Genomic DNA, 22981 nt, shown 5'->3' with positions numbered 1-22981 from the left:
AAAATGGCTCAATATGACAAGGCCGACCTCGAACGCCGCATGCACGGCGCCGTCGAATCGCTGAAAGGCGATCTGGCGGGCCTGCGCACCGGCCGCGCCAATATCCAGTTGCTCGATCCCGTGACGGTCGAGGTCTATGGCGCGCATATGCCGCTCAACCAGGTGGCGACCGTTTCCGCGCCCGAACCGCGCATGCTGTCGGTGCAGGTGTGGGACAAGACCAATGTCGGCCCCTGCGACAAGGCGATCCGTTCGGCGGGTCTCGGCCTCAATCCGATCGTTGACGGCCAGACGCTGCGCCTGCCGATCCCGGACCTGACGGAGGAACGCCGCAAGGAACTGGCCAAGCTCGCCAGCAAATATGCCGAAGGCGCCCGCGTCGCCGTGCGCAATGTCCGCCGCGACGGCATGGACAGCCTGAAGACCGACGAGAAGAAGGGCGAGCTCAGCGAGGACGAGCGCAAGCGGCTGGAAACCGAAGTCCAGAAGCTGACCGACAGCACCATCGCTGACATCGATGCGGCGGCGGCGGCGAAGGAGAAGGAAATTCTCGGCCAGTGAGCCGAGGCTTTCCACTCTTCCTCATGGCGCGAACGACCATCTGATGGCCAGCCAGGCCAAGCCCGACCTCAGCAGTGGTGCGCCAGCCCATGGCGCGCGCCCCGTCGACGGCATCCGCACGGGGTCCCCCGGACCCCGTCACGTCGCCATCATCATGGATGGCAACGGACGCTGGGCGAAAAAGCGTTTCCTGCCGCGCATCGCCGGCCATCGCGCGGGGGTGGAGGCGGTGCGCCGCGTTGCCCGCGCGGCGCGGGAAATGGGGCTGGAATGCCTGACGCTCTACGCCTTCTCCTCGGAGAACTGGAAGCGCCCGGCGAGCGAAGTCGCGGACCTGATGGGTCTGTTGCGCCATTTCATCCAGTCCGACCTGGATGAATTCCATGCCAATGGCGTGCGGTTGCGGATCATTGGCCATTATCAGGCGCTAGACCCGTCGCTGGTCGAACTGATCGAGGAAGCGATGGCGCGCACGGCCGCGAATACCGGCCCGATCATCGCCATTGCGCTCAATTATGGAGCGCAGGACGAACTGGTGCGGATGGCGCAGATCCTGGCCCGACGCGTGGCCGCCGGAGAGATCGCGGCGGAGGAGATCGGCATCGGCGACATCGATGCGGCGCTCTACACCGCCGATCTGCCGCCGCTGGACCTGATGATCCGTACCTCGGGCGAGCAGCGGCTCAGCAATTTCATGCTGTGGCAGGCCGCCTATGCGGAACTGTATTTCACCGACATGTTGTGGCCGGATTTCGACGCGCGGGCGCTCGCCACGGCACTGGATGCCTTCCGCCTGAGGGACCGCCGTTTCGGCGGGCTGTGACGCGCATGTCGAGTGAGCTTCGCACCCGCGCAGTGGTTGGCGCCATCCTCATATCGGTGGCGCTGGGCGCGTTGTTTGCCGGCGGATTCCTGTTCTGGCTGCTGTTGGTCGTCGCTGGCGTGCTGATGCAGGGTGAATGGGGCGATTTGACCGGGGCGACGCCGGAGAACCGTAAACTGGCGATGTTCGCCATATCGGTGCCGTTGGCGATCCTGTGTCCGGTCGCGGCCGGGGTGTCGTGGCTGGCCTTCGGACTGATGACGGCCGCCTTCTTCTTCGTCGCGCTGGTCGGACGGTCGGTGAAGCTGGCGCTGGGCGTGCCCTATATCGTCGTGCCGGTGATGGCGCTGCTGTTCCTGCGCGAACAGGCGCCCGATCTTCGGGGTCTGCTGCTGGCCTTCTGGGCGCTCGCACTGGTATGGGCGACGGATATCGGCGCTTATTTTGCCGGTCGCTCCATCGGCGGGCCAAAGCTGGCGCCGCATGTCAGCCCGTCCAAGACCTGGTCGGGCCTGGGCGGGGGCATATTGGCGGCGCTGTCGGTGGGGTTCCTGCTCCATCATTTCGTCGGATTGCCGGTCCAGCTTGCGGCGGCTAGTGGTCTGCTCGCGGTGGCCGCGCAGCTTGGCGACCTGCTCGAAAGCTGGATGAAGCGCCGGGCCGGGGTCAAGGACAGCGGGACGCTGCTCCCTGGACATGGCGGTGTGATGGACCGGCTGGACGGCGTGGTCGCCGCAGCGCCCTTGGCGGCGATCTACTATATCTTTCTGGTGTTGTCCTCATGAAGACGGTTTCGATCTTTGGTGCGACCGGGTCGGTCGGCATGTCGACGCTGGACCTGATCCAGCGCGAACCCGACGCCTATCGGGTCGTCGCGCTCACCGCGCATAGCGATGTGGCGGGTCTCGCCGCCGCTGCGCGCCAAAGCAATGCGAAGATCGCCGTCATCGGTCAGGAAGCGCATTATCGGGCTTTGAAGGACGCGCTGCGCGGTTCCGGCGTGGAGGCGGCGGCGGGCGAGGACGCTCTGGTCGATGCCGCGCAGGCCGGGGCGGAATGGAGCATGGCCGCGATCGTCGGTTGCGCGGGATTGCGCCCGACCATGGCGGCGCTGAAGGCAGGCGGCACCATTGCCCTTGCCAACAAGGAATCGCTGGTGTCGGCGGGCGCGCTGATGATGGACGCGGTTGCCGCGTCCGGCGCCACGCTGCTGCCCGTCGACAGCGAGCATAATGCGATATTCCAGTGCCTGGCGGGCAGCCGTCTGGACGATGTGGCAAGGATCACCCTGACGGCCAGCGGCGGCCCTTTCCGCACCCGCAGCCGGGAGGAGATGCGTGGCATCACCCCGGCGCAGGCGGTCGCCCATCCCAACTGGTCGATGGGCGCGAAGATCAGCGTCGACAGCGCGACGATGATGAACAAGGGGCTGGAACTGATCGAGGCGGCGCATCTCTTCCCGGTCGGGCTCGACCGGATCGAGATCCTCGTCCATCCCCAGTCGGTCATCCATAGCATGGTAGAATTTCGCGATCGTTCCACCTTGGCACAGCTCGGTTCGCCCGACATGCGCATTCCGATCGCCCACGCGCTCGCTTGGCCGGAGCGGATCGCGACGCCCTGCCAGCCGCTCGATCTTGCCCGGATCGGCCGTCTGGATTTCGAGGCGCCTGATGAGGAGCGCTTCCCGGCGCTGCGCCTGACGCGGCAGGCGGCGCAGGCGGGCGGCGCGGCCCCCGCCATATTGAACGCCGCCAATGAGGTCGCGGTCGCGGCCTTCCTTAAAGGCGCCATCGGCTTCCTTGATATCGCCATGATTGTGGAGGATGTCCTGAACAGCTATAGCGCGCCTGTGCCCCGCCAGATCGACGATGTGCTGGAAGCGGACGCGCAGGCGCGTAATATGGCCGCACAAGTGATGGAAAGATTGACCGCTTGATCCAGAATCCCGGTTTCCTGCTGACTGTACTCGCTTTCGTGGCAGTCATCGGACCGCTCGTCTTCGTGCATGAGCTGGGCCACTATCTGGTGGGCCGCTGGTGCGGGGTGAAGGCCGAGGCCTTTTCCATCGGCTTCGGCCCCGAAATCGCAGCCTGGGTGGATAGGCGGGGCACCCGCTGGCGTTTGGGCGCGCTGCCGCTGGGTGGCTATGTGCGGTTCAAGGGCGACATGAACGCCGCCAGCCAGACCGATCCGCGCTGGCTGGAAATGCCGGCGGCCGAGCGGGCGCAGAGCTTCCCCGCCAAGCCGTTGTGGCAGCGGGCGGCGATCGTCGCGGCGGGACCGGCGATCAATTTCCTCTTCGCCATCCTGATCCTGGCGACCTTCGCCTTCGTCCATGGCGAGAGCCGCACGCCCGCCGTGGCGGGACAGGTGCAGGCAGGCAGCGCGGCTGCCGCGGCGGGCATCGTCGCGGGCGATCGCATCGTCTCGCTCAACGGGCGGGAAATGGCGACCTTCGACGATATTCGCCTGTTCGCGCAAATCCGCCCTGGCGAGCCTGTCACCATCATGATCGACCGCAAGGGCAAGCTGTTCGAAAAGCAGGGCAAGGTCGGCGCGATCGAGGAGGATGACGGCTTCGGCAACAAGTTCCGCATCGGCCGCCTTGGCATCGCGCCCGGCGAACCGGTGATCGAGCCGGTGAGCCTGCTGCGCGCGCCGGTCGTCGCGATCGAGCGGACGGGTCAGATCATCCGCACCATGGTCGAAACCCTGGGCCAGATCATCGGCGGCGGCCGGTCGGTCAAGGAATTGGGCGGGCCGCTCAAGATCGCGGAGGTTTCGGGTCAGGCGGCCACGCTGGGGGTGGAGAGCTTCGTCTTCTTCATGGCCCTCATCTCGATTAATCTGGGATTCATCAATCTCTTGCCAATCCCCATGCTGGATGGCGGCCATCTGCTGTTCTACGGGGTGGAGGCGATACAGCGGCGGCCCGTCAGCCCGCAGGTGCAGGAATGGGCTTATCGCTCGGGTCTGGCGGTCCTGCTGGCGATGATGGTGCTGGTAACATTCAACGATTTATCCTCTTTCGGTCTCTGGGATCGTCTGTCCGGCTTGATCGGCTGAGCCGTATCGGGCAGGAGGACGCGATTTGGCGCCGTCTTTCCGGATGTGTACGGAATGAGTCCGGCGTGAACGACATGTTGCTTTTTGGTAGAAGGTGGAGCGGGTGACAGCGATGAAGAGCAGCAACAGGCACCGCCCGGTCGTCGTGGCCCTGTTGGCGACCACGATGATCGCGGGCATGTCTGCGGTTCCGGCTGTGGCGCAAAACGCCCCGCCGGCTCCTGCCCCTGCGCCCGTCCCTGCGACGACGCCCACGGCCGGAACGATCCGCAATATCGCCGTGACCGGCATCCAGCGTCTGGAGCCGGACACGGTGCTGTCCTACACCAAGCTGCGCGTCGGCCAGACCTTCACCCAGGAATCGCTCGACCAGGCGTTGCGCGACCTTTACGAGACGGAGCTGTTCGCCGACGTCCAGATCCGCAACGACAATGGCGCGCTGACCGTCGAGGTGAAGGAAAACCCGGTCATCAACCGCATCGTCCTTGAAGGTAATAAGCGCCTCAAGGAAGACAAGATACGTCCTGAAATAAAACTGGCTCCGCGCCAGATCTATACCCGCTCGAAAGTGCGCGCCGACGTCGCCCGCATCATCGAACTGTATCGCCGCCAGGGCCGCTTCGCCGCGACGGTCGAACCGAAGATGGTGCAGCTCGACCAGAACCGCGTCGACATCGTCTTCGAGATCAGCGAGGGCCCCAAGTCCAAGGTCCGCCAGATCAACATCATCGGCAACGAGAAGTTCAAGGACGGCGAACTGCGCGGCCAGATGGTGACGAAACAGTCGCGCTGGTTCCGCATCTTTTCCTCGGGCACCAGCTACGATCCCGACCGCCTGGCCTATGACCAGCAGAAGCTGCGCCAATTCTACCTGACCAACGGCTATGCCGATTTCCGCGTGATCTCGGCCGTGGCCGAACTGACGCCGGACAAGCAGGACTTCATCATCACCTATGTGGTCGAGGAAGGGCAGCGCTACAAATTCGGCGATGTGAAGGTCGAATCCGACATTCGCGACCTGTCGGGCGATTCGCTGACCAAGATGCTGCCGATGAAGAAGGGGCAGTGGTACAATGCCAAGCAGGTCGAGGACACGGTCGACACGCTGAGCGAGACCGCAGGCCTGTTCGGCTATGCCTTCGCGGACGTCCAGCCGGACTTCAACCGCGACAAGGACACGCTGACGATGGGGATCGATTTCCGCATCGCCAACGCGCCGCGCGTCTATGTCGAGCGGGTCGACATCAACGGCAACACGCTGACGCAGGACAAGGTCGTGCGCCGCGAATTCCGTCTGGCGGAAGGCGACGCCTTCAACAGCTTCCTGGTGAAACGTTCGAAGGACCGCATCAATTCGCTCGGCTTCTTCCAGGAAAAGCTGGACGTCGAGCAGAAGCCGGGCTCCGCGCCCGACCGGATCGTGCTGGAAACCAATGTGCAGGAAAAATCGACCGGCGAACTGTCGCTGTCGGCCGGCTTCTCCTCGCTGGAACGCTTCATCGTCTCGGCGTCGATCACCCAGCGCAACTTCCGCGGCAAGGGGCAGGAACTGCGCACCAGCGTCAATTATTCGGCATACAGCAAGTCGGTGGAAGTGGGTTTCACCGAACCCTATTTCATGGACAAGAATATCGCGCTGGGCGGCGACATCTATCGGCGTGACCTCAACAGCTTCCGTTATCTGAACAATAACGACCGCGACACGACCTATAAGCAGACGACCACCGGGTTCCAGCTCCGCGCGGGCGTGCCGATCACCGAATATATGTCGCTGGCGTTGCGCTATACGCTGAACCTGGACGATGTGACGCTCGACAAGAATACCTATTATTCCGATCCGGACGGCGCGGGCCCGCTAGGGCTCCAATGCGATCCGTTGCTGGCCGGCCGTTATCTTTGCGATGCGATCGGCAAGCGGACGACCTCGTCGCTCGGCTATTCGCTGATCTATGATACGCGCGACAACCGCATCCGTCCGACGCGTGGGCAGAACATCGTTCTCAGCCAGGATTTTGCGGGCCTGGGCGGCAGCGTCAAATATGTGCGCACGCGGCTCAACGGGGCCAAATATTGGCCGTTGGGCAAGGGCTTCATCTTCTCGCTTTCGGCCGAAGGCGGCTATATCCACAGCCTGGAGGGGGATCGCCGGGATGCGTCGGGCGAGCTGGTCGATCCGATCCGCCTGACCGATCGCTTCTTCCTGGGCGAACCGCAGATTCGCGGTTTCGACATCCGCGGCGTCGGCCCGCGCGTGAAGCGTTGGTATCTGACCAAGGATTCGAACGGCACTTATGTCCGCCAGTCGGGCAACAGCAATGTCTCCGACGACGCGCTGGGTGGCCGCATCTATTATATGGCGCGCGCCGAAGTGGAGATTCCGCTGGGTTCGGGCGCCCGGGAAATGGGCCTGCGTCCGTCGGTCTTCCTCGATGCTGGCGCCGTTGCCGGTCTGCGCAACCCCAAGGTGACCGGCCATTCGCCGGGCGTATGTTCCAATATCTCGACCGGCCAGCGTACGCCCGCGGTGAGCGATGGTGTCTGCCCCGGAGACAATATCACAGACCCGACGCAGAACACGCACACGCTGATCATCGGGCCGTTTGAAGAAGAATATCTGGGCGACACGCTGAAACCGCGCGTGTCCGTCGGCTTTGGCGTCAACTGGAACTCGCCCTTCGGCCCGTTCCGCATCGACATCGCCAAGGCCCTGCTCAAGGAACCAGGGGACGACACCAAACTCATCACCTTCAACGTAGGGACTCAATTCTGATGAAGACGATTTTCAAGGCTGCCGCGCTCGTTCTCGCGCCGATGACCGCCGTGGCGCTGACCAGCGTTCCGGCCGCCGCCCAGTCGAAGACCGGCATCGCCGTCGTCGACCTACAGCGCGCCGTGGCCACCAGCGCCGCCTATTCGACCGCGCGCACCCAGATCCAGACCACCTACAAGGCGCAGATCGACAGCTTCACCGCGCGCAAGAACGCCATCGACGCCGACCTCAAGGCGAAGGGCACCGCCCTGGAAGCCGCGATGAAGGCGGCCGGCAACAAGCCGACCCCGGCGATCCAGACCCAGTATGAAGCCTATCAGAAGGCCGGTCAGGACGGTCAGGCCGAATTGCAGCGCCTGGGCCAGCCGATCGCGCTCGCCAACGCCTATGTCGAGGAACAGATTTCGGCCAAGCTGTCCGACGCGCTCAAGGCTGCCATGACCCAGGCGAAGGTCGACCTGATCCTGTCGCCCGACGCGACCGTCTCCTACCAGCCGACCGTCGACATCACCCAGTCGGTCGTGACCCAGCTCAACGCACTGGTGCCCAGCGTCGGCATCACGCCGCCGGCCGGCTGGCAGCCGGGCCGTCAGGGTCAGGCCGCTGCCCCGGCCGCCGCGCCCGCCAACCCGTCGCAGCAGCCGACGTCGCGCTGATCGCTCGATGACGGATCAGGTTGTTACGGTTGCCGACGTCATCGGCCCCTTCGATATTCGCGGGGTCATGGCGTCGCTGCCGCACCGTTACCCGATGCTGCTGGTCGACCGCGTGGTTTCGATCGTGCCCAACACATCGATCCACGCGATCAAGGCGGTGTCGATCAACGAGCCTTTCTTCCAGGGCCATTTCCCCGGCCGTCCGATCATGCCGGGCGTGCTGATCGTGGAGGCGATGGCGCAGGCTGCGGGCGTACTCACCGTCCAGTCGCTGAACCTCGCGGGTCGGGCAAGCTCGTCTATTTCATGAGCATCGACGCGGTGAAGTTCCGCAACCCGGTCGAGCCGGGCTGCCTGCTCGACCTGCATGTGGAGGTCGTGCAGATGCGCGGCGCCGTCTGCAAGTTCAGCGGCAAGGCGACGATCGACGGAAAGGTCCATGCAGAGGCCAATTTCGTCGCGATGATCGCCGATCCGCCGAAGGATTGAGGATCAGAGGGGAGGGGCTGGCTTCTCCCCTTGCTTTTGCGCGAGAACCCATGTAACCGCGCGCCTTCGCTTGTTTTTCGCATCCATGGCCGGTCGGAAACCGGCCCCTAGACGGAGCACACCCATGAAGGCCGATACGCATCCCGATTACCACTTCATCACCGTCCAGATGACCGACGGCACCACCTTCCGCACCCGTTCGACCTGGGGCAAGGAAGGCGATACGCTGGCGCTCGACATCGACCCCAAGTCGCACCCGGCCTGGACGGGCGGCACCCGCCAGCTTGAGCAGGGCGGCCAGGTGGCACGCTTCAACAAGCGTTTCGGCGGCCTGACGCTGAAGAAGTAATCGCTTCCCTCTGGGACGATATGGAAAGGGCGCCTTCCGGCGCCCTTTTTGTTGGTCTGGATGGGATCACGGGTTTCGCGGGCTTGTAATCTGAAAAGGCAGCGGTCCCGGATCATGTGGGGGTGACGGTCAGGAGCAGATCGGTCTCCGCCCCAGAGCCGGCCGTCGGCAGAAATCTTATGCTACCCCGTCGGTATCCAGCGCATAGCCCGCCGAACGTACCGTGCGGATGATGTCGTGATAGCGCCCGTCCGCATTGATCGCCTTGCGCAGCCGGCGGATATGCACGTCGACAGTGCGCAGTTCGATATCGCTGTCCTGCCCCCACACGCTGTCCAGCAATCGCTCGCGTGAGAAGACCCAACCGGGATGCTCCAGGAAATGCTTGAGCAACCGGAATTCCGTCGGCCCGAGCGGGATCACCTGACCGCCCCGGCGAACCTTGTGGCCGACCGTGTCCATCTCGACATCCGAGAAGGTCAGCGTTTCCCCCGCCAGCGCCGGCCGCACGCGCCGCAGCACCGCGCCGACGCGCGCCACCAGTTCGCGGGGGGAGAAGGGCTTGGTCACATAATCGTCGGCGCCGGTCTCCAGACCGCGCACGCGGTCCTCTTCCTCGCCTCGCGCGGTCAGCATGATGATCGGCACGTTCGCCGTGCCGTTCATGCGGCGCAGGCGGCGACACACCTCGATGCCGGAAAGGCTCTCCACCATCCAGTCGAGCAGCACGATGTCCGGCACATTCTCCTGTGCCAGCAGCAATGCCTCTTCACCATCGACGGTGTGTGAAACTTCGAAATCCTCGCGCTTGAAATGCCAGATGAGCAATTCGGCCAGCGCCGCGTCATCCTCGACCAGAAGCATCTTGGCCCGCGCCATGCTCAGTCCTCCGCTTGTGCGCCGCCGCGTTCGCGGTCAGGCAGGGTCTGGCCCGTGGCCGCGTAATAGACCATCTCCGCCACGTTGGTGGCATGGTCGCCGATGCGCTCGATATTCTTGGCGATGAACAGCAGGTGCGCGCATTCGCTGATCGTCTTGGGATTTTCGACCATGAAGGTGACCAGCGTGCGGAAGACGCTGTTGTAGAAATCGTCCACCACCGTATCGCGCTCGATCACTGCGACGGCCAGATCCGCATCGCGCGCGGCAAAGGCGTTCAGCGCATCCTGCACCATCTCGCCCGCGACCTGGCCCATCGAAGGAAGAAGCGCGATCGGCTCCTGCGTGCGTTGGTTGGCGGCGATCAGCGGCACGCGCTTGGCGATGTTCTTCGCATAATCCCCGATCCGCTCCACCACGCCGACGATCTTGAGCGCGGCGATCACGTCGCGCAGATCGTTGGCCATCGGGGCGCGAAGCGCGATGATCTCGATCGCGAGCTTCTCGACCTCCGCCTCGATCGCGTCGATGCGCTTGTCCTCGGCCACGACGTCCGCCGCCATCACCTTGTCATGGCGTTGCAGCGCCAGCATCGCCTTTTCGATCGCCGATTCCGCGCGACCGCCCATTTCGGCGATCAGCCCGCGCAGCTTGTCCATTTCCTGGTCGAACGCCTTGATCGTATGTTCTGCCATGTCTTGTCTCTCTTGCCCCGGATCAGCCGTAGCGTCCGGTGATGTAATCCTTCGTCCGTTCCGCCTTCGGATTGGTGAAGATGTCGGATGTCACGCCATATTCGACCAGCTCGCCCAGATGGAAAAAGGCGGTCCGCTGCGACACACGGGCGGCCTGCTGCATATTGTGGGTGACGATCACGATGGCGTAGCGGCCACGCAGCTCGTGGATCAGCTCCTCGATCTTGGCGGTCGCGATGGGATCCAGCGCCGAGCAGGGCTCGTCCATCAGGATCACTTCCGGTTCCACGGCGATCGCGCGGCCGATGCACAGGCGTTGCTGCTGGCCGCCCGAAAGGGCGGTGCCGCTGTCGTGCAGCCGGTCCTTCACCTCGTCCCACAGGCCTGCGCGGCGCAGCGACTTTTCGACGATGACGTCGAGGTCCGCCTTGCCATGGGCGAGGCCATGGATGCGCGGGCCATAGGCGATATTCTCGTAGATCGACTTGGGGAAGGGATTGGGCTTCTGGAACACCATGCCGACGCGGGCGCGCAGTTGCACCACGTCCATGCTGGGGGCGTAGATATCCTCGCCGTCCAGCGTGATCGTGCCCTCGACGCGAGCGCTCGCCACAGTATCGTTCATGCGGTTCAGCGTTCGCAGGAAGGTCGACTTGCCGCAGCCCGACGGGCCGATGAAGGCGGTCACATTGTCCATGTCGACGTCGATCGACACGCCCTTGATCGCTTGTTTCTCACCGTAGAAGACCTTGACGTCGCGCGCGGTCATCTTGGTTTCGACGGCGGGCGTCATGCTTTCCTGATTTTGGATCATCGCAGTCATCGCGGTTACCACCGCCTTTCGAACTTGTTGCGCAGGTAGATGGCGAGGCCGTTCATCGCGAGCAGGAAGATCAGCAGGACGATGATGGCGGCGGAGGTTTTCTCGACGAAGCCCTTGGACACTTCGTCGGACCAGAGGAAGATCTGTACCGGCAGCACGGTCGCCGGATCGACGATCCCGCCCGGCGGCGTGGCGATGAAGGCGCGCATGCCGATCATCAGCAGCGGCGCCGTCTCACCCAGGGCGCGGGCCATGCCGATGATGGTGCCGGTGAGGATGCCGGGCAGGGCCAGCGGCAGCACATGGTGGAACACCACCTGCACGGGGGACGCCCCGATGCCGAGCGCGGCGTCGCGGATGCTGGGCGGCACCGACTTGATGGCGTTGCGGCCCGCGATGACGATGACCGGCATGGTCATCAGCGCCAGCGTCATGCCGCCGACCAGCGAGGCCGAACGGGGCAGGTGCAGGACATTGAGGAAGATCGACAGGCCGAGCAGACCGAAGATGATGGAAGGGACGGCGGCGAGATTGTTGATCGACACTTCGATGATGTCGGTCATCCAGTTCTTGCGCGCATATTCCTCCAGATAGACGGCGGTCGCGACCCCCACCGGGAAGCTGAGCGCCAGCGTCACCAGCATCGTCAGCAACGATCCCTTGAACGCGCCCCAGATGCCGACCTGCGTCGGATCGGTGCCGTCGCTGGCCGTGAGGAAGCCCATGTTGAAGCCGGTCGACAGCACGCCGGCCTTGTTCAGGCGATCGACCGCCGCTTCGGCTTCGGAGGAACCCTTGCCCTTGGCGGCGAGGTCGATGGCGGTCGAGGCGGGCAGCCTGACCGTTTCGGTGCGCGAGAGAATCTTCGGATCGGCCTTGATCGCATCGCGCAGCGCGGTCCAGGCGGTGGGGGACACCCACTCCTCGGCATCCGCGCCGAGTGCCTTCTTCACGACCTCGCCCGTCACCATCGGCAGATTGGCGTTGGCCAGCGCCTGATCGGTGATCGCGTTGGGATCGAGCAGGAGCGGGGAGGCGGGGAAGTCCACCTTCACCGCGATTTCCGTCCGGGTGAAGCCGCGCAGGCCGTTGCCCATCATGGTGACGAGCAGGAAGGCCAGGAAAGCCGCCGACAGCAGCACGGCGAGGAGTCCTGCCAGCTTGAACCGACGCTCGGCGGCGTAGCGCCGGGCGATCCGCCTGCGCATCGCGTCCGACCTCCAGTCGGTGGGGTTGCGTGTCGCGGTCATTCGTAAGCCTCGCGATATTTCTTCACGACCCGCAGGGCCACGATGTTGAGCAGCAGCGTGACGATGAACAGTACCAGCCCCAGGGCAAAGGCCGCCAGCGTCTTGGCGCTGTCGAATTCCTGGTCGCCGGTCAGCAACTGGACGATCTGCGTCGTCACCGTCGTCACGCTGGCAAAGGGGTTGAGGGTGAGGTTGGCGGCCAGACCCGCCGCCATCACCACGATCATCGTCTCACCGATGGCACGGCTGACCGCCAGCAGCACGCCGCCGACCACGCCGGGCAGGGCCGCGGGGATCAGCACGCGACGGATCGTCTCGCTGGTGGTGGCGCCCATGGCCAGGCTGCCGTCGCGCATCGACTGCGGCACGGCGGCGATGCTGTCGTCGGCCATGGAGGAGACGAAGGGGATGATCATCACGCCCATCACCAGACCCGCCGCCAGCGCGCTTTCGGAGGAAGCGCCATGGATGCCGATCTTCACCGCGAAGTCGCGCAGGGCAGGGGCGATGGTGAGCGCCGCGAAATAGCCGTAGACCACCGTCGGCACGCCCGCCAGCATCTCCAGCGTGGGCTTCATCCACTTGCGCACGGTCGGGCTGGCATATTGCGTCAGGTAGATGGCGCTCATCAGGCCGAGCGGGATGGCGACGACCATGGCGATGATCGCGCCGATGAAGATCGTGCCCCAGAAGAGCGGCACGGCGCCGAAGGCATCGTCATTGCCATAGCCGAGCGCTGCCGACTGAGGGCTCCACTTCACGCCGAACAGGAAATCCACGGGGCTGACCATGGAGAAGAAGCGGAAGCTTTCCCACAGCAGCGAGGCGACGATGCCCAAGGTCGTGATGATCGCGAGCAGCGATGCGATCAGCAACGTCGCCATCACCAGCCGTTCGACCCGCGTGCGCGCCCGGAAATCGGGGCGGACGCGGGTGAAGGCATAGGCGCCACCGGCAAAGGCCAGCACCAGCGCAAGGGCTGCGCCCGCTATGCCATATTTGCCGATGGCGTCCTTATAGGGTTCGACAAGGCCCTGCGAGAGCGGGTTGAACGCCCCCGCCTGGTTCCCCGTCGCAATCGCCCGCGCCTCGCCCAGAACGGCCGAGCGCGAGAAATCGTCGGCGGGCAGGCTCTGCGCTGCCGGGCTGCTCAGCACGTCCTGCATGACGAGGCCGGGCGCGACATTCGCCCAGACCGCCAGGAAGATGCCGGCGGGCACCAGCGTCCAGAGCGCGACATACCAGCCATGATAGCCCGGCAGGCTATGCACGGCATCGCGGCGGCCCGAAGCCCGCGCGGCGGTTTGCAGCCGCATCGCACGGGCGCGGGCGCTGACCCAGGCGATGGCGCCAAGGCCTGCCAGCAGCAGGAGGATTGCAGGACCTGTCATATTTCCCGTCTTACTTGAGCTGCGAACCGTCGAGGACGGGCAGCGACTTGACCGCTTCGGCGCTGGCCTTGCGGACGGCTTCGGGCGCCGCGACCATGCCGCGCTTCGTCAGCGCGCCATTGGGGTCCCAGTTCGCCGCGAAGGTGTTGAGATAGGCCTGAAGACCGGGGATCGCCTGCATATGCGCCTTCTTGACGTAGATGTAGAGCGGACGGGCACCCGGATAGGTGCCGGTCGACACGGTTTCATAGCTCGCCTCGACGCCGTTGATCGGTACGTCCTTCAGCGTGTCCTTATTCTCTTCCAGATAGCTGAAGCCGAACACGCCCAGCGCATTGGGGTTGGCGGCCAGCTTCTGGACGATCAGATTGTCGTTCTCGCCCGAGTCGACATATTTGCCGTCCTCGCGGATGCGGGTGCAGGTCGCCTTGAACTCGTCCTCGCTCTTCTTCTTGAGCGCTTCCATCGCCGGATCGGTCTCGCAGCCCTTGGTCAGGATCAGTTCGGCGAGCGAGTCGCGCGTGCCGCTGGTGGACGGCGGGCCGAAGACGCTGATGGCGGTGGCGGGCAGGCTGGGGTCGACATCCTTCCAGGTCTGGGCCTTGTTCGGACCCTTGCCATAGGGGTTGGCGGCCAGCGCCTCATAGACGATCTTGGGCGTCAGCTTGAAGCCGGGACCCTTGTTCGATTCTGCAAAGGCCAGGCCGTCGACGCCGATCTGGATTTCGACGATGTCCTTGACGCCATTCTTCTGGCAGTCCTCATATTCCTTCTTCTTCATCCGGCGCGATGCGTCCGCGATATCGGGATGCTGGGCGCCGACGCCCGCGCAGAACAGCTTCATGCCGCCGCCGGTGCCGGTCGATTCGATGATCGGCGACTTCATGCCGGCATTGCCCTGAACGAACATTTCCGCGATCGCGGTGGCGAAGGGATAGACGGTCGAGGAACCGACCGCGCGGATCTGGTCGCGCGTGCCGCCGGCCGCGCCGCCGGACTGCTGGCCGCAGCCAGCGAGGGTAAGTGCAGCCGCAGTGGTCGCGGCGAGCAGTGCGATACGCTTCACGGGTAATCTCCTTCGTCCAAAGGCCGCGATTCGCTTCTCGCTGCCCCCCTCTGGGCATGCGCCGTAGCCGCGGTACGTCGCGCCTTTGTGACAATCGGATTGCACTTTTATGACAATGGCGCCGGAAGCGCGATCCGGCGTCCTATATTTTTCATCAAGCCCTTGCCGCCACGGCTTTTTCTTCGACGACCATGCGGGGCAGCAGGATGGTGATGGTGGTGCCCTTGCCCAACACGCTGGCGATGTCGAGCCGCCCGCGATGCCGCTCCACTATATGCTTGACGATGGCGAGACCCAGGCCCGTACCGCCCACCGCGCGGCTGCGCCCGGAATCGACGCGATAGAAACGCTCGGTCAGGCGTGGCAGATGATCGGGGCCGATGCCTTCGCCCTCGTCCGCGACGCAAAGGCGCAGCATGCCGCTGGGCCCGTCCGCCAGCGCGACGCGGATCGGCGTTCCGGCGCGGCCATATTTGACCGAATTGCCGATCAGATTGTGCAGCAGTTGCGACAGTTGCGCCCGGTCGCCCTGCACGTCGGGCAGGTCGGGCGCGATCTCCATCTGGACCTCGCGGCCGCGTTCGCCATGGCTGGTGCGGAACACGCCGACCACCTCGGCCACGAGGCCGGACAGGTCGACGGCGCTGTCGGGCGCGCGATATTTCTCCGCTTCGATGCGGGAGAGGGAGATGAGGTCGTCGATCAGCCGCTGCATCCGCCGGGCCTCGCCGTCCATGATCTTCAGGAAGCGCTGGCGGGTCTCCTCGTCCCGGCCCAGTTCCGGGTCGGCCAGCGTCTCGATGAAGCCCAATATCCCGGCCAGCGGCGTGCGCAGTTCGTGGCTTGCATTGGCGACGAAATCGACGCGCATCTTCTCGGCCGCATGGGCGCCGCTATGATCGGCCAGATGGACCAGCCGCCTGACCTGCTCAGGTTCCCCGACCGGTGCGATCCGCATCTGCCAGCGCTGTTCGCGACTGCCCAGGCCCACCAGTTCGACCATCACCGGCTCCGCCATCGGCGCCAGGCTGGCAAGCCGTTCGGCGGCGGCGGGGTGGCGGATGGCGATCCGCGCGTCCTCCCCCTCGATATGCGCACCCAGCAGGCGTTGCGCCGCACGATTGGCGCAGATGATCCGTCCGCGCTCGATCAGCATCAGCGGATCGGATATGCCCTCCAGCAGGCCGCGGGCATCGGGGTGGGCGATAATGTCCGGCATTTCCGCGACCGCCGCGGGTATTTCGTCCGGCCGGTCCTGCCCCCCCGCCGCGATGACGAGCACCACCAGCCCCGCCAGCACGGGCAGGATGATCTCGATCGGCCCCGCACCGATCATCAGCGCGCCCCCTGTCGCCAGCAGGAGGACCGCCAGGGAAGCGGTGATTTGGGAGCTGTTGAGGCGATTCATGGTTACCACGCTGGATATTCGGCGCATTTGCTGCAAAAGGCTGTCGCAATAGCGTGCAATTTTTACATTTTGGCAAGCGCGATAGCGGATCAGTATGACATGAGCGAGTCACTGCCTCATCAGGACAATCCGGAGCCGGACGAAGACGGGCTTGACCTGCCCGCGCCTTCGCGCCGCCAGTTGCTGATGGGTGGGGCGGTGGCGGCTTCGGCCATCGTCTCGATCCGCCCGGCGCTGGCGAATACGGCCGCTTCGGTGCTCAACTGCACGATCCCGGTGCCGGACCAGGGTCGTTCGGGCAATTATATCGCGCCCAATGGGCAGGTCGTGCCGGCGGGCACGCAGGGTGCTTTCCCCGGAGCCGGACGGGGTTATACGGGTGAGCAGGTGAAACAGGCGATGCGCGGCGGTCGTTTGCCGGGCACGGGCTATGAACAGAATCAGGCCTATCTGAACTATATCCGCCGCCTCCAGTCCGGGACGAGCGGCTTTACCTGCTACGCATCGTTGCAAATGCCGCGCTGAACGACGGCGCGATTCCCCGGCGGAATTTTTAAGGCCAGCGAACTTTTACGGCCAACGAACTTTTACGGAATGCCTGCGTTGACGGCGTCGTGAGTTCAACTTCCCGATACGGCGCAACAAGGGCGACCTCATGTTTCATGCACCCCATCGGGTGACGCAATATCATTCGGTTGCGATCTATCTTTACGAACCCAGTGATGGCGGCCTGGATCGGGTGGCGATCCTGCTTGCCAATCATCTGTGGAAAAGCGGCCTCGACGTCGAACTGTGGATGACACGGACGGACGGACCGGCGGCCGATATGATCGACCCCGGCCTGACCGTGCGCTGCCTGCCCGCTCCCCCTTTCAACCGGCGGCTGTCGATGATCGCGCAATTCCCGGCGCTGGCGGCGATGGTGCGGCGGCGCCGTCCCGACATCCTCTATTCGGCGGGCAATCAGAGCAACATGCTGTGCGCGCTCGCCGCAATGGGTACGGCGACGCGGGCGGTCGGCCGTATTTCCAACCCGATCGTCCGTCCCAACCAGCGCGGCCTGTCGGCCTGGATCAGGCGCACCCGCTTTCGCGCTATCGCCAGGGCCAGCGCGATGACGATCGTGATGGGGGAGGCGGACCGGTTGACGCTGGCCCGGGCCGGGCCTCTGGCGGGGCGCCGGGTGACGTTGCTGCCGCGTCCCACCGTCACCCCTTTATTGGAACGGCTGCGGCAGGATCGCGAGCCGAGGCAGAAGGGGGCGCCCTGGCGATTGCTGATGGTCGGGCGGTTGACGGAGCAGAAGGATCAGGCGACGGCGCTTCATGCGCTGGCCCGGCTGAAACATGTCGACTGGCGGCTCGATATCGTGGGGCAGGGGCCTTTGCGCCGCGATCTGGCGGCTCTGTGCGAGCAACTCGACATTGCCGGGCGGGTCGAATTTCATGGCTTCATCGGCGATCCGGCAAGATTAGGCACGCTGATGGCAGGGGCGGACCTGTTGCTCCAGCCGTCCCGTTGGGAGGGACTGGTCGCGACGCTGATCGAGGCGCTGGGTTGCGGGACCGGCGTGGTGGCGACGGATTCCACGCCCAATATCCATTCGGTGCTGGCGGCGGCGGGACAGCATGCACCGGTGCCGGTGGGGGATGCGGCGGCCTTTGCCGATGCCATCCTCTGGGCGCTGGCGCATCCGGTTTCGCCGGCCCGCCTGGGTGAGGCGGTGCGGGAACATGGTGCCGAACGCGCCCTCGACGCCTATTTGCGGGCCTTCGCCCGACTGGTGCCGCCCAATGGCCCTCAATGGAACGGTATCACGCAAAATGGCCTGACGCGTTAGGCACTTGGCTACGCCTTTGCTCTAAGGATGGCGCGACCTTCCCATGCTTGAGGCTCGTGACCATGCCCCGCCGCTATTGCCAGGACAGCCCGGATGCCATCACGTCCTGCGTGCTGGAGGACATGGTGCTGCTCTATCACCGGCCTTCCGGGCAGACCCATATGGTGATCAGCCCGGTGCCGGAGATTTTGGCGACGCTGGACGGCGGAGCGGCGCTGACGGCAGATGAGGTGCTTGGGCAACTGGCCTCGCTCTACGACCTGGGCGCGGCGGAGGAGGCAGGGCCGCAGGTCGAAGCGCACCTCGCCGAACTGACGGAATTGGGATTGGTGCGGATCGCGTGAACCATGCGCTGTCCCTCAGGATCGGTCCGGCGACCTTCCGGATCGGATCGACATGGCGCCGCCCGGTCGAGGCGCTGGTGGCGCTCTACGCCGATTATCCCGCGCCGGTGGACGGGGTCGCCGATTTCACCGTGCGGCTGGAGCCGGCGGGCCCGTTCCGGCGCTGGCTGCGGCCTTCCATCTTCATCACCGGCGATCACGGCCTGGCCGATGCCGCGCCGATGAGCCTTGCCCATGGGCTGCTGGCGGCGGAAATGGGGATGAACCTGCAAATGGCGCTGGGATGGCGGCGGCATCTGCTGCTCCACGCCTCCAGCGTCGAGAAGGACGGGCGGGCCCTGGTGATGACCGGCGAATCCGGTTCCGGCAAGTCCACCCTGGCCGCGCAACTGGGCGAGCGGGGATGGCGGCTGATGGGCGACGAATTCGCGTTGCTCGATCTGGATACGGGCGCGGTCTTTCCCTTTCCCCGCCTCGTCTCGCTCAAGAATCGCGCGATCGACGTGCTGGCGGCGGAAACACCCCAACGGCGTATGGGGCCGCTGCTCGCCGGGACGGCCAAGGGCGATATTCGCCACCTCGTTCCCAACCGCGATGCGATCGGCCGCATGGGGGAGGGCGCCAAGCCCGCGCTGCTGCTGTTCCCCCGGTTCGGCCATGCGGCCGATGTCCGCGCCGTGGGACAGGGCGAGGTCTTCATGCGGCTGACCCAGGCGTCGACCAATTATGTCGCGCTGGGCGAGCCGGGTTTCGCGGCGCTGACCCGTTTCGTCGCAGATGTGCCCGCGCGCGCCATCGACTTCCCGTCGGGGGATGAGGCCGTCGCCTTGGTCGAACGGCTGTGGAAGGAATGCGGATGAGCGCGCGAGGGCTCGTGCGCGCCTTGCGCGATCCCGATGTCGTCACTGCGCTGGACGCGGGCGGCTGGAACGGCCTGATCGCCATGGCGCGGGCGGAACGGCTGGTCGGCACCCTGGCCCTGCGGATCGGCGACCGGCGGGTGCCTGACGCGGTACGGCAGATCCTCGACGATGCGCGGCTCGACGCCGAACGGGAGGCACGGCAGGCGCTGTGGGAGGCGGATCGCGCGACAGAGGCGCTTGCGGGCATCGACGTGCCGGTCCTGCTGCTCAAGGGCACGGCCTATGCGGCGGCGGGGCTGCGGGCCGGGCAGGGACGCTTCATCGGCGATCTCGACATATTGGTGCCGCGCGAGGCCATGGAGCAGGTCGAACATGCCCTGCTCCGCGCGGGCTGGGAATGGGTGAAGGACGATCCCTATGACGACGCCTATTACCGGCAATGGATGCACGAACTGCCACCGATGATCCACGCCGGCCGCGACCGGATGATCGACGTGCACCACAGCATCCTGCCCCTGACCGCGCGGCAGGCACCGGACATGGCGGCGATGATCGCGGATGCGGTTCCCATTGCCAAAGGCCTATACATGCTCTCCCCGGAGGACAGGATCTGCCATGCGGCGGCGCATCTGCTGGCCGACGGCGATCTGGCCGGGGGGCTGCGCAATCTCTGGGACATAGTTTGCCTGCTCGACGGGATCGATCCCTCCGCGCTGGAGGCGCGCGCGGCACGGCACGGCCTTGCGGCCCATGTCGGACAGGCAAGGCGGCTGGCGGCGGCGCTCTATGGTGAGGGCGCAAGGCTGAGCTTCTGGGACCGGATCGTTGCGGCCCGGCTGCTGGCGCGCGACGGCTGGGGGCGAGAACGGCGCAAACCGCTCCGTTTCGCCTTCTCTGTCCGTTCCCACTGGCTGCGGATGCCGCCCGGATTGCTGGCGCGGCATTTGTTCACCAAATGGCGCAAGGGACACCGGCCGGTCTAGAAAGTGCAGCGCCGCGCCCTCTCAATCCCGCTTCAATATGCTCATCGCCAATACCGTCATGGCCTCACTGGCCGTGGCGATGACCTTGTCGGCCTGGGGTGCCCAGAACGGGCTGTGCAGGGTCGGCAGGCTGATTTCGCCCGCCGCCGCCTTGGCCATCTGGTCCGCCGGCACGCCGCCGACCCAGAATATGAAGCTCTCTATGCTCTTGTCGGCGCGGTAATAGCGGCCGAAATCCTCGCCAGCCATGGACGGCCGGGTTTCGCTGACCCTATCCGCAGGGAAATGGGCCTTCAGCACGTCCGCCATCTGGAGGGCAAAGGCCGGCGGGTTGTAGGTGGAAGGCGTGAATTCGTCCTTCACGGACACCACCGGCATCCTGTTGTCGGGAATGCCGGCCGCAATGGCTTCGCCCCTGGCGATACGCTCTATGCCCCGGATCAGCTTTTCGCGCGTTGCGTCCGAATAGCTGCGCACGGTCAGCAGCAATTTCGCGTCGTCGGGAATGATATTATGCTTGGTGCCGCCCATGAAGCTGCCGACGGTGACCACGGCGGGATCGAACGGGTCCTGTTCCCGGCTGACCAGCGTTTGCAGCGACGTCACGATCCTCGCGCCCAGCACGATCGGATCGCGCGTCCCCTGCGGATAGGCACCATGGCCACCCGCGCCGCGCACCAGCAGGTCGACACTGTCCACATTGGCGAGCGCGAAGCCGGGCGTATAGCCGATCTTCCCGGCTTCCAGATTGGCGGCGTCATGGAAGGCGATGGCGTGGGTCGGTCGCGGGAAGCGGGTGTAGAGCCCATCCTCCAGCATCAGCCGGGCGCCGCGCCCCACTTCCTCGGCGGGCTGGAGGATCATGACCAGCGTGCCCTTCCACTTGTCCTTCATCGACGACAGCAGCCGCGCCGTTTCGATGAAGGCCGTCATGTGCGTGTCGTGGCCGCAGGCATGCATCACACCGGTCTCGGTGCCCTCGGCAGTCCTGGCCCTGACCTTGGAGGCGAATTCGAGGCCCGTCTGCTCGGTGACGGGCAGGCCATCCATATCGGCGCGGATCAGCAGCACCGGACCGGACCCGTTCTTCATCACCGCGACGACGCCGGTGCCGCCGACCCTGTCGGTGACCTCGAACTTCATGGCCTTCAGGCGCCGGGCGAGCTTGGCGGCGGTGGCGCTTTCCTGTTCCGACAGTTCGGGATTGGCGTGAAGGTCGCGATAAAGCGCCATCAGCCCGTCCATGTCCTTCGCGATGGTCGCCGCGATTTCATTGGGCGGCGGGGCGGCGGCAGGTGGCGCGGGCGGCGCTGGCTGTGCGGGGGCAATGGAGGTAAGGCTGGCGGCGGCCAATATGGCCGTCAACACATGACGCATCGCTATATTCTCCCTGAACTGGCGCCGACCATAGGGAGATTTTCTCTGGGTTTTAAGAGGGCTTCTCGCTGTGCAAGGCGACCTCGTCCCTTATCGCGCGCCGATGGAATAGCTGGCGGCGGGATCGGGATCGCGCTGGGCCACGCCGCTGGCCGAGGGGCCGTTGGCGCCATTCAGCAGAAGGATTCCCGCCATGTGCGGCGCAGCCATCGACGTTCCTGACAGCGTGGCGTAGCTTCCGTTTTTGTAGGTCGACAGGATCGAACTGCCCGGTTCGGCATAATCGACGGGCGGCTTCCCATAGTTGGAATAGCGGGCGAATATATCTTTGCTGTCGGTCGCAGCCAGCGTGTAGATTCCGGTGCCGTTGACGCGCGCCGGCGAATAATCGGCCGCGTTGACCGAACTGTTGCCGGCCGCAATGGCCACGAATATCCCTTTGCTGGCAGCACCGGTCACCGCCAGGTCCATGGCGGGCATGGGCGATGTGATGAGGCTCAGGTTGATGACGTCGCCCGCCTTGCCGTTGGCGGTGGCATAATCGATACCGCTTACAACGTCGGCATCGGCCCCTGATCCGGTCGAATCCAGCACTTGAACCGCGACCACCGTGGCTCCGGCAGCGACGCCCACGACGCCTGTGCCATTATTCTTCGCGGCGATGATACCGGCGACATGGGTGCCATGGCCATTGCCGTCATTCGCGTTGGATGCACCGGGGACATAGCTGATACTTCTGTCCACATCGACGGCGAGATCGGGATGGGAGAGGTCGATCCCTGTGTCGATGATCCATACCACATTGCTGCCGGCATAATTGACTGGTCCTCCGACCCGCTTGACTCCCCAGGGTGTCGTCTGGGTCGATCCGCCTCCTCCCCCGACTGGACCGCCGCGGCTGATGACGCTTTCGATTATGGTCGGCGGGATGGTGGCGACCCGATCCTGCTGGCAGCCTTGGATCAGCGGGTTCTTTGCCATCATCTTCTGCACGGCGGCGGCGGGCAGATGCGCCGCGAACCCGTTCAGCGCATGGCTGTAGACATGGGTGACCCGGCCGCCGACGGCCGCGACCGATATGCGTGCCTCCGATCCGCTGCTGATCGGACCGGGCTTGAAGGTGCAGATATAGCTGTTGGGGATGGGGTCTCCCGCCTTGGCCAGAGCGATGCCCGGCTGGATCAGGCAAGCCGCGGTGATCAGAAGCATGATCCGGCCAGTCATATGCGGTCCCTCCAAGAGCGCGTCAGGCGCAGGAGGATAAACCGGCGAACAGCGGACCAACATTCCGCCTCGGCTATAGATCGAAGGATAGGAAGGCTGCGGGCGAGGGGCATTGCGCCGT

General features: G+C 65.1%; 22 protein-coding genes and 1 pseudogene. 14 read left to right on the top strand and 9 right to left on the bottom strand.

What is annotated here, in order from left to right:
- The first annotated feature begins 3 nt into the window (after positions 1 to 3).
- The 9 genes and pseudogenes from frr (at position 4) to rpmE (ending at position 8717) form a co-directional block, all read left to right on the top strand.
- On the top strand, positions 4 to 561 hold the full coding sequence (frr, locus tag YP76_RS17465; RefSeq protein ID WP_046764856.1) for a ribosome recycling factor: 558 nt from the start codon (positions 4 to 6) through the stop codon (positions 559 to 561).
- 43 nt (positions 562 to 604) lie between these two features.
- Positions 605 to 1384 carry an isoprenyl transferase gene (locus YP76_RS17460; RefSeq protein ID WP_046764855.1) on the top strand — a complete coding sequence of 260 codons (780 nt, stop codon included), beginning with the start codon at positions 605 to 607 and terminating at the stop codon, positions 1382 to 1384.
- Positions 1385 to 1389: 5 nt separating this feature from the next.
- A complete protein-coding gene (locus tag YP76_RS17455) occupies positions 1390 to 2169 on the top strand; it encodes a phosphatidate cytidylyltransferase (protein ID WP_046764854.1) in 780 nt (259 codons plus the stop codon).
- The gene (locus YP76_RS17450) at positions 2166 to 3323 is read left to right on the top strand and encodes a 1-deoxy-D-xylulose-5-phosphate reductoisomerase (RefSeq protein WP_046764853.1); all 1158 of its coding nucleotides are present in this window, start codon (positions 2166 to 2168) and stop codon (positions 3321 to 3323) included. Before YP76_RS17455 ends, YP76_RS17450 begins: the two co-directional genes overlap by 4 nt.
- Complete coding sequence (gene rseP / locus YP76_RS17445; protein ID WP_046764852.1) at positions 3320 to 4453, top strand: RIP metalloprotease RseP; 1134 nt, start codon at positions 3320 to 3322, stop codon at positions 4451 to 4453. The genes YP76_RS17450 and rseP overlap by 4 nt, the downstream gene beginning before the upstream one ends.
- 112 nt (positions 4454 to 4565) lie before the next feature.
- Positions 4566 to 7223: an outer membrane protein assembly factor BamA gene (gene bamA, locus YP76_RS17440; protein ID WP_046764851.1), complete on the top strand. Its 2658-nt coding sequence runs from the start codon at positions 4566 to 4568 to the stop codon at positions 7221 to 7223.
- A complete protein-coding gene (locus YP76_RS17435) occupies positions 7223 to 7879 on the top strand; it encodes an OmpH family outer membrane protein (protein ID WP_046764850.1) in 657 nt (218 codons plus the stop codon). Before bamA ends, YP76_RS17435 begins: the two co-directional genes overlap by 1 nt.
- A gap of 7 nt (positions 7880 to 7886) precedes the next feature.
- Positions 7887 to 8368: pseudogene (fabZ, locus tag YP76_RS17430) on the top strand (3-hydroxyacyl-ACP dehydratase FabZ).
- Between the two features lie 124 nt (positions 8369 to 8492).
- Entirely contained in the window at positions 8493 to 8717 is a 225-nt protein-coding gene (gene rpmE / locus YP76_RS17425) for a 50S ribosomal protein L31 (RefSeq protein WP_007687040.1), read from the top strand.
- 177 nt (positions 8718 to 8894) lie between these two features.
- Here rpmE and phoB read toward each other — a convergent pair whose 3' ends face one another.
- From phoB to YP76_RS17390, 7 genes are all read right to left on the bottom strand, one after another.
- Positions 8895 to 9596 (bottom strand): phosphate regulon transcriptional regulator PhoB, encoded by a 702-nt coding sequence (phoB, locus tag YP76_RS17420; RefSeq protein WP_046764849.1) that lies wholly within the window; start codon positions 9594 to 9596, stop codon positions 8895 to 8897.
- A 2-nt stretch (positions 9597 to 9598) separates the two neighbouring features.
- Positions 9599 to 10291: a phosphate signaling complex protein PhoU gene (gene phoU / locus YP76_RS17415; RefSeq protein ID WP_046764848.1), complete on the bottom strand. Its 693-nt coding sequence runs from the start codon at positions 10289 to 10291 to the stop codon at positions 9599 to 9601.
- Positions 10292 to 10313: 22 nt separating this feature from the next.
- On the bottom strand, positions 10314 to 11114 hold the full coding sequence (pstB, locus tag YP76_RS17410; protein WP_198147519.1) for a phosphate ABC transporter ATP-binding protein PstB: 801 nt from the start codon (positions 11112 to 11114) through the stop codon (positions 10314 to 10316).
- Between the two features lie 5 nt (positions 11115 to 11119).
- A complete protein-coding gene (gene pstA, locus YP76_RS17405; RefSeq protein ID WP_046764847.1) occupies positions 11120 to 12364 on the bottom strand; it encodes a phosphate ABC transporter permease PstA in 1245 nt (414 codons plus the stop codon).
- The gene (pstC, locus tag YP76_RS17400) at positions 12361 to 13755 is read right to left on the bottom strand and encodes a phosphate ABC transporter permease subunit PstC (protein ID WP_046764846.1); all 1395 of its coding nucleotides are present in this window, start codon (positions 13753 to 13755) and stop codon (positions 12361 to 12363) included. The genes pstA and pstC overlap by 4 nt, the downstream gene beginning before the upstream one ends.
- A 10-nt stretch (positions 13756 to 13765) precedes the next feature.
- Positions 13766 to 14821 carry a substrate-binding domain-containing protein gene (locus YP76_RS17395; protein WP_046764845.1) on the bottom strand — a complete coding sequence of 352 codons (1056 nt, stop codon included), beginning with the start codon at positions 14819 to 14821 and terminating at the stop codon, positions 13766 to 13768.
- A 154-nt stretch (positions 14822 to 14975) separates the two neighbouring features.
- A complete protein-coding gene (locus tag YP76_RS17390; protein ID WP_046764844.1) occupies positions 14976 to 16229 on the bottom strand; it encodes an ATP-binding protein in 1254 nt (417 codons plus the stop codon).
- Between the two features lie 99 nt (positions 16230 to 16328).
- Here YP76_RS17390 and YP76_RS17385 point away from each other — a divergent pair, with 99 nt between their 5' ends.
- The 5 genes from YP76_RS17385 to YP76_RS17365 all read left to right on the top strand — a co-directional run bounded on the left by YP76_RS17385 (position 16329) and on the right by YP76_RS17365 (position 20259).
- Entirely contained in the window at positions 16329 to 16754 is a 426-nt protein-coding gene (locus tag YP76_RS17385) for a hypothetical protein (protein WP_046764843.1), read from the top strand.
- Positions 16755 to 16884: 130 nt separating this feature from the next.
- A complete protein-coding gene (locus YP76_RS17380) occupies positions 16885 to 18069 on the top strand; it encodes a glycosyltransferase (protein WP_046764842.1) in 1185 nt (394 codons plus the stop codon).
- A 62-nt stretch (positions 18070 to 18131) separates the two neighbouring features.
- Positions 18132 to 18413, top strand: a complete 282-nt coding sequence (locus YP76_RS17375; RefSeq protein WP_046764841.1) for an HPr-rel-A system PqqD family peptide chaperone — start codon at positions 18132 to 18134, stop codon at positions 18411 to 18413.
- Positions 18410 to 19273: an HprK-related kinase A gene (locus YP76_RS17370; protein ID WP_046764840.1), complete on the top strand. Its 864-nt coding sequence runs from the start codon at positions 18410 to 18412 to the stop codon at positions 19271 to 19273. The genes YP76_RS17375 and YP76_RS17370 overlap by 4 nt, the downstream gene beginning before the upstream one ends.
- Positions 19270 to 20259: a nucleotidyltransferase domain-containing protein gene (locus tag YP76_RS17365; protein WP_046764839.1), complete on the top strand. Its 990-nt coding sequence runs from the start codon at positions 19270 to 19272 to the stop codon at positions 20257 to 20259. Before YP76_RS17370 ends, YP76_RS17365 begins: the two co-directional genes overlap by 4 nt.
- Positions 20260 to 20280: 21 nt before the next feature.
- On the opposite strand, the gene YP76_RS17360 is transcribed toward YP76_RS17365, so the two are convergent.
- Together YP76_RS17360 and YP76_RS17355 are read right to left on the bottom strand one after the other, a co-directional pair.
- Positions 20281 to 21636: an amidohydrolase gene (locus YP76_RS17360; RefSeq protein WP_046764838.1), complete on the bottom strand. Its 1356-nt coding sequence runs from the start codon at positions 21634 to 21636 to the stop codon at positions 20281 to 20283.
- A 90-nt stretch (positions 21637 to 21726) separates the two neighbouring features.
- Entirely contained in the window at positions 21727 to 22860 is a 1134-nt protein-coding gene (locus tag YP76_RS17355) for a S8 family serine peptidase (RefSeq protein WP_232307593.1), read from the bottom strand.
- Between the last annotated feature and the right edge of the window lie 121 nt (positions 22861 to 22981).

Origin of the sequence: Sphingobium chungbukense (assembly GCF_001005725.1) — a bacterium.
GTDB classification, from domain to species: Bacteria; Pseudomonadota; Alphaproteobacteria; order Sphingomonadales; family Sphingomonadaceae; genus Sphingobium; species Sphingobium chungbukense.
This window is presented reverse-complemented; position numbering and strand designations above follow the sequence as displayed.

Excerpts from the sequence above, each read along its gene's own strand:
- rpmE (WP_007687040.1), top strand. The coding sequence starts at position 8,493 with ATGAAGGCCGATACGCATCCCGATTACCACTTCATCACCGTCCAGATG.
- YP76_RS17460 (WP_046764855.1), top strand. The coding sequence starts at position 605 with ATGGCCAGCCAGGCCAAGCCCGACCTCAGCAGTGGTGCGCCAGCCCAT.
- YP76_RS17450 (WP_046764853.1), top strand. The coding sequence starts at position 2,166 with ATGAAGACGGTTTCGATCTTTGGTGCGACCGGGTCGGTCGGCATGTCG.
- pstC (WP_046764846.1), bottom strand. The coding sequence starts at position 13,755 with ATGACAGGTCCTGCAATCCTCCTGCTGCTGGCAGGCCTTGGCGCCATC.
- YP76_RS17375 (WP_046764841.1), top strand. The coding sequence starts at position 18,132 with ATGCCCCGCCGCTATTGCCAGGACAGCCCGGATGCCATCACGTCCTGC.
- YP76_RS17380 (WP_046764842.1), top strand. The coding sequence starts at position 16,885 with ATGTTTCATGCACCCCATCGGGTGACGCAATATCATTCGGTTGCGATC.
- YP76_RS17435 (WP_046764850.1), top strand. The coding sequence starts at position 7,223 with ATGAAGACGATTTTCAAGGCTGCCGCGCTCGTTCTCGCGCCGATGACC.
- bamA (WP_046764851.1), top strand. The coding sequence starts at position 4,566 with ATGAAGAGCAGCAACAGGCACCGCCCGGTCGTCGTGGCCCTGTTGGCG.
- pstA (WP_046764847.1), bottom strand. The coding sequence starts at position 12,364 with ATGACCGCGACACGCAACCCCACCGACTGGAGGTCGGACGCGATGCGC.
- frr (WP_046764856.1), top strand. The coding sequence starts at position 4 with ATGGCTCAATATGACAAGGCCGACCTCGAACGCCGCATGCACGGCGCC.
- YP76_RS17365 (WP_046764839.1), top strand. The coding sequence starts at position 19,270 with ATGAGCGCGCGAGGGCTCGTGCGCGCCTTGCGCGATCCCGATGTCGTC.
- pstB (WP_198147519.1), bottom strand. The coding sequence starts at position 11,114 with ATGACTGCGATGATCCAAAATCAGGAAAGCATGACGCCCGCCGTCGAA.
- phoB (WP_046764849.1), bottom strand. The coding sequence starts at position 9,596 with ATGGCGCGGGCCAAGATGCTTCTGGTCGAGGATGACGCGGCGCTGGCC.
- YP76_RS17355 (WP_232307593.1), bottom strand. The coding sequence starts at position 22,860 with ATGACTGGCCGGATCATGCTTCTGATCACCGCGGCTTGCCTGATCCAG.
- phoU (WP_046764848.1), bottom strand. The coding sequence starts at position 10,291 with ATGGCAGAACATACGATCAAGGCGTTCGACCAGGAAATGGACAAGCTG.
- YP76_RS17455 (WP_046764854.1), top strand. The coding sequence starts at position 1,390 with ATGTCGAGTGAGCTTCGCACCCGCGCAGTGGTTGGCGCCATCCTCATA.
- YP76_RS17390 (WP_046764844.1), bottom strand. The coding sequence starts at position 16,229 with ATGAATCGCCTCAACAGCTCCCAAATCACCGCTTCCCTGGCGGTCCTC.
- YP76_RS17385 (WP_046764843.1), top strand. The coding sequence starts at position 16,329 with ATGAGCGAGTCACTGCCTCATCAGGACAATCCGGAGCCGGACGAAGAC.
- YP76_RS17360 (WP_046764838.1), bottom strand. The coding sequence starts at position 21,636 with ATGCGTCATGTGTTGACGGCCATATTGGCCGCCGCCAGCCTTACCTCC.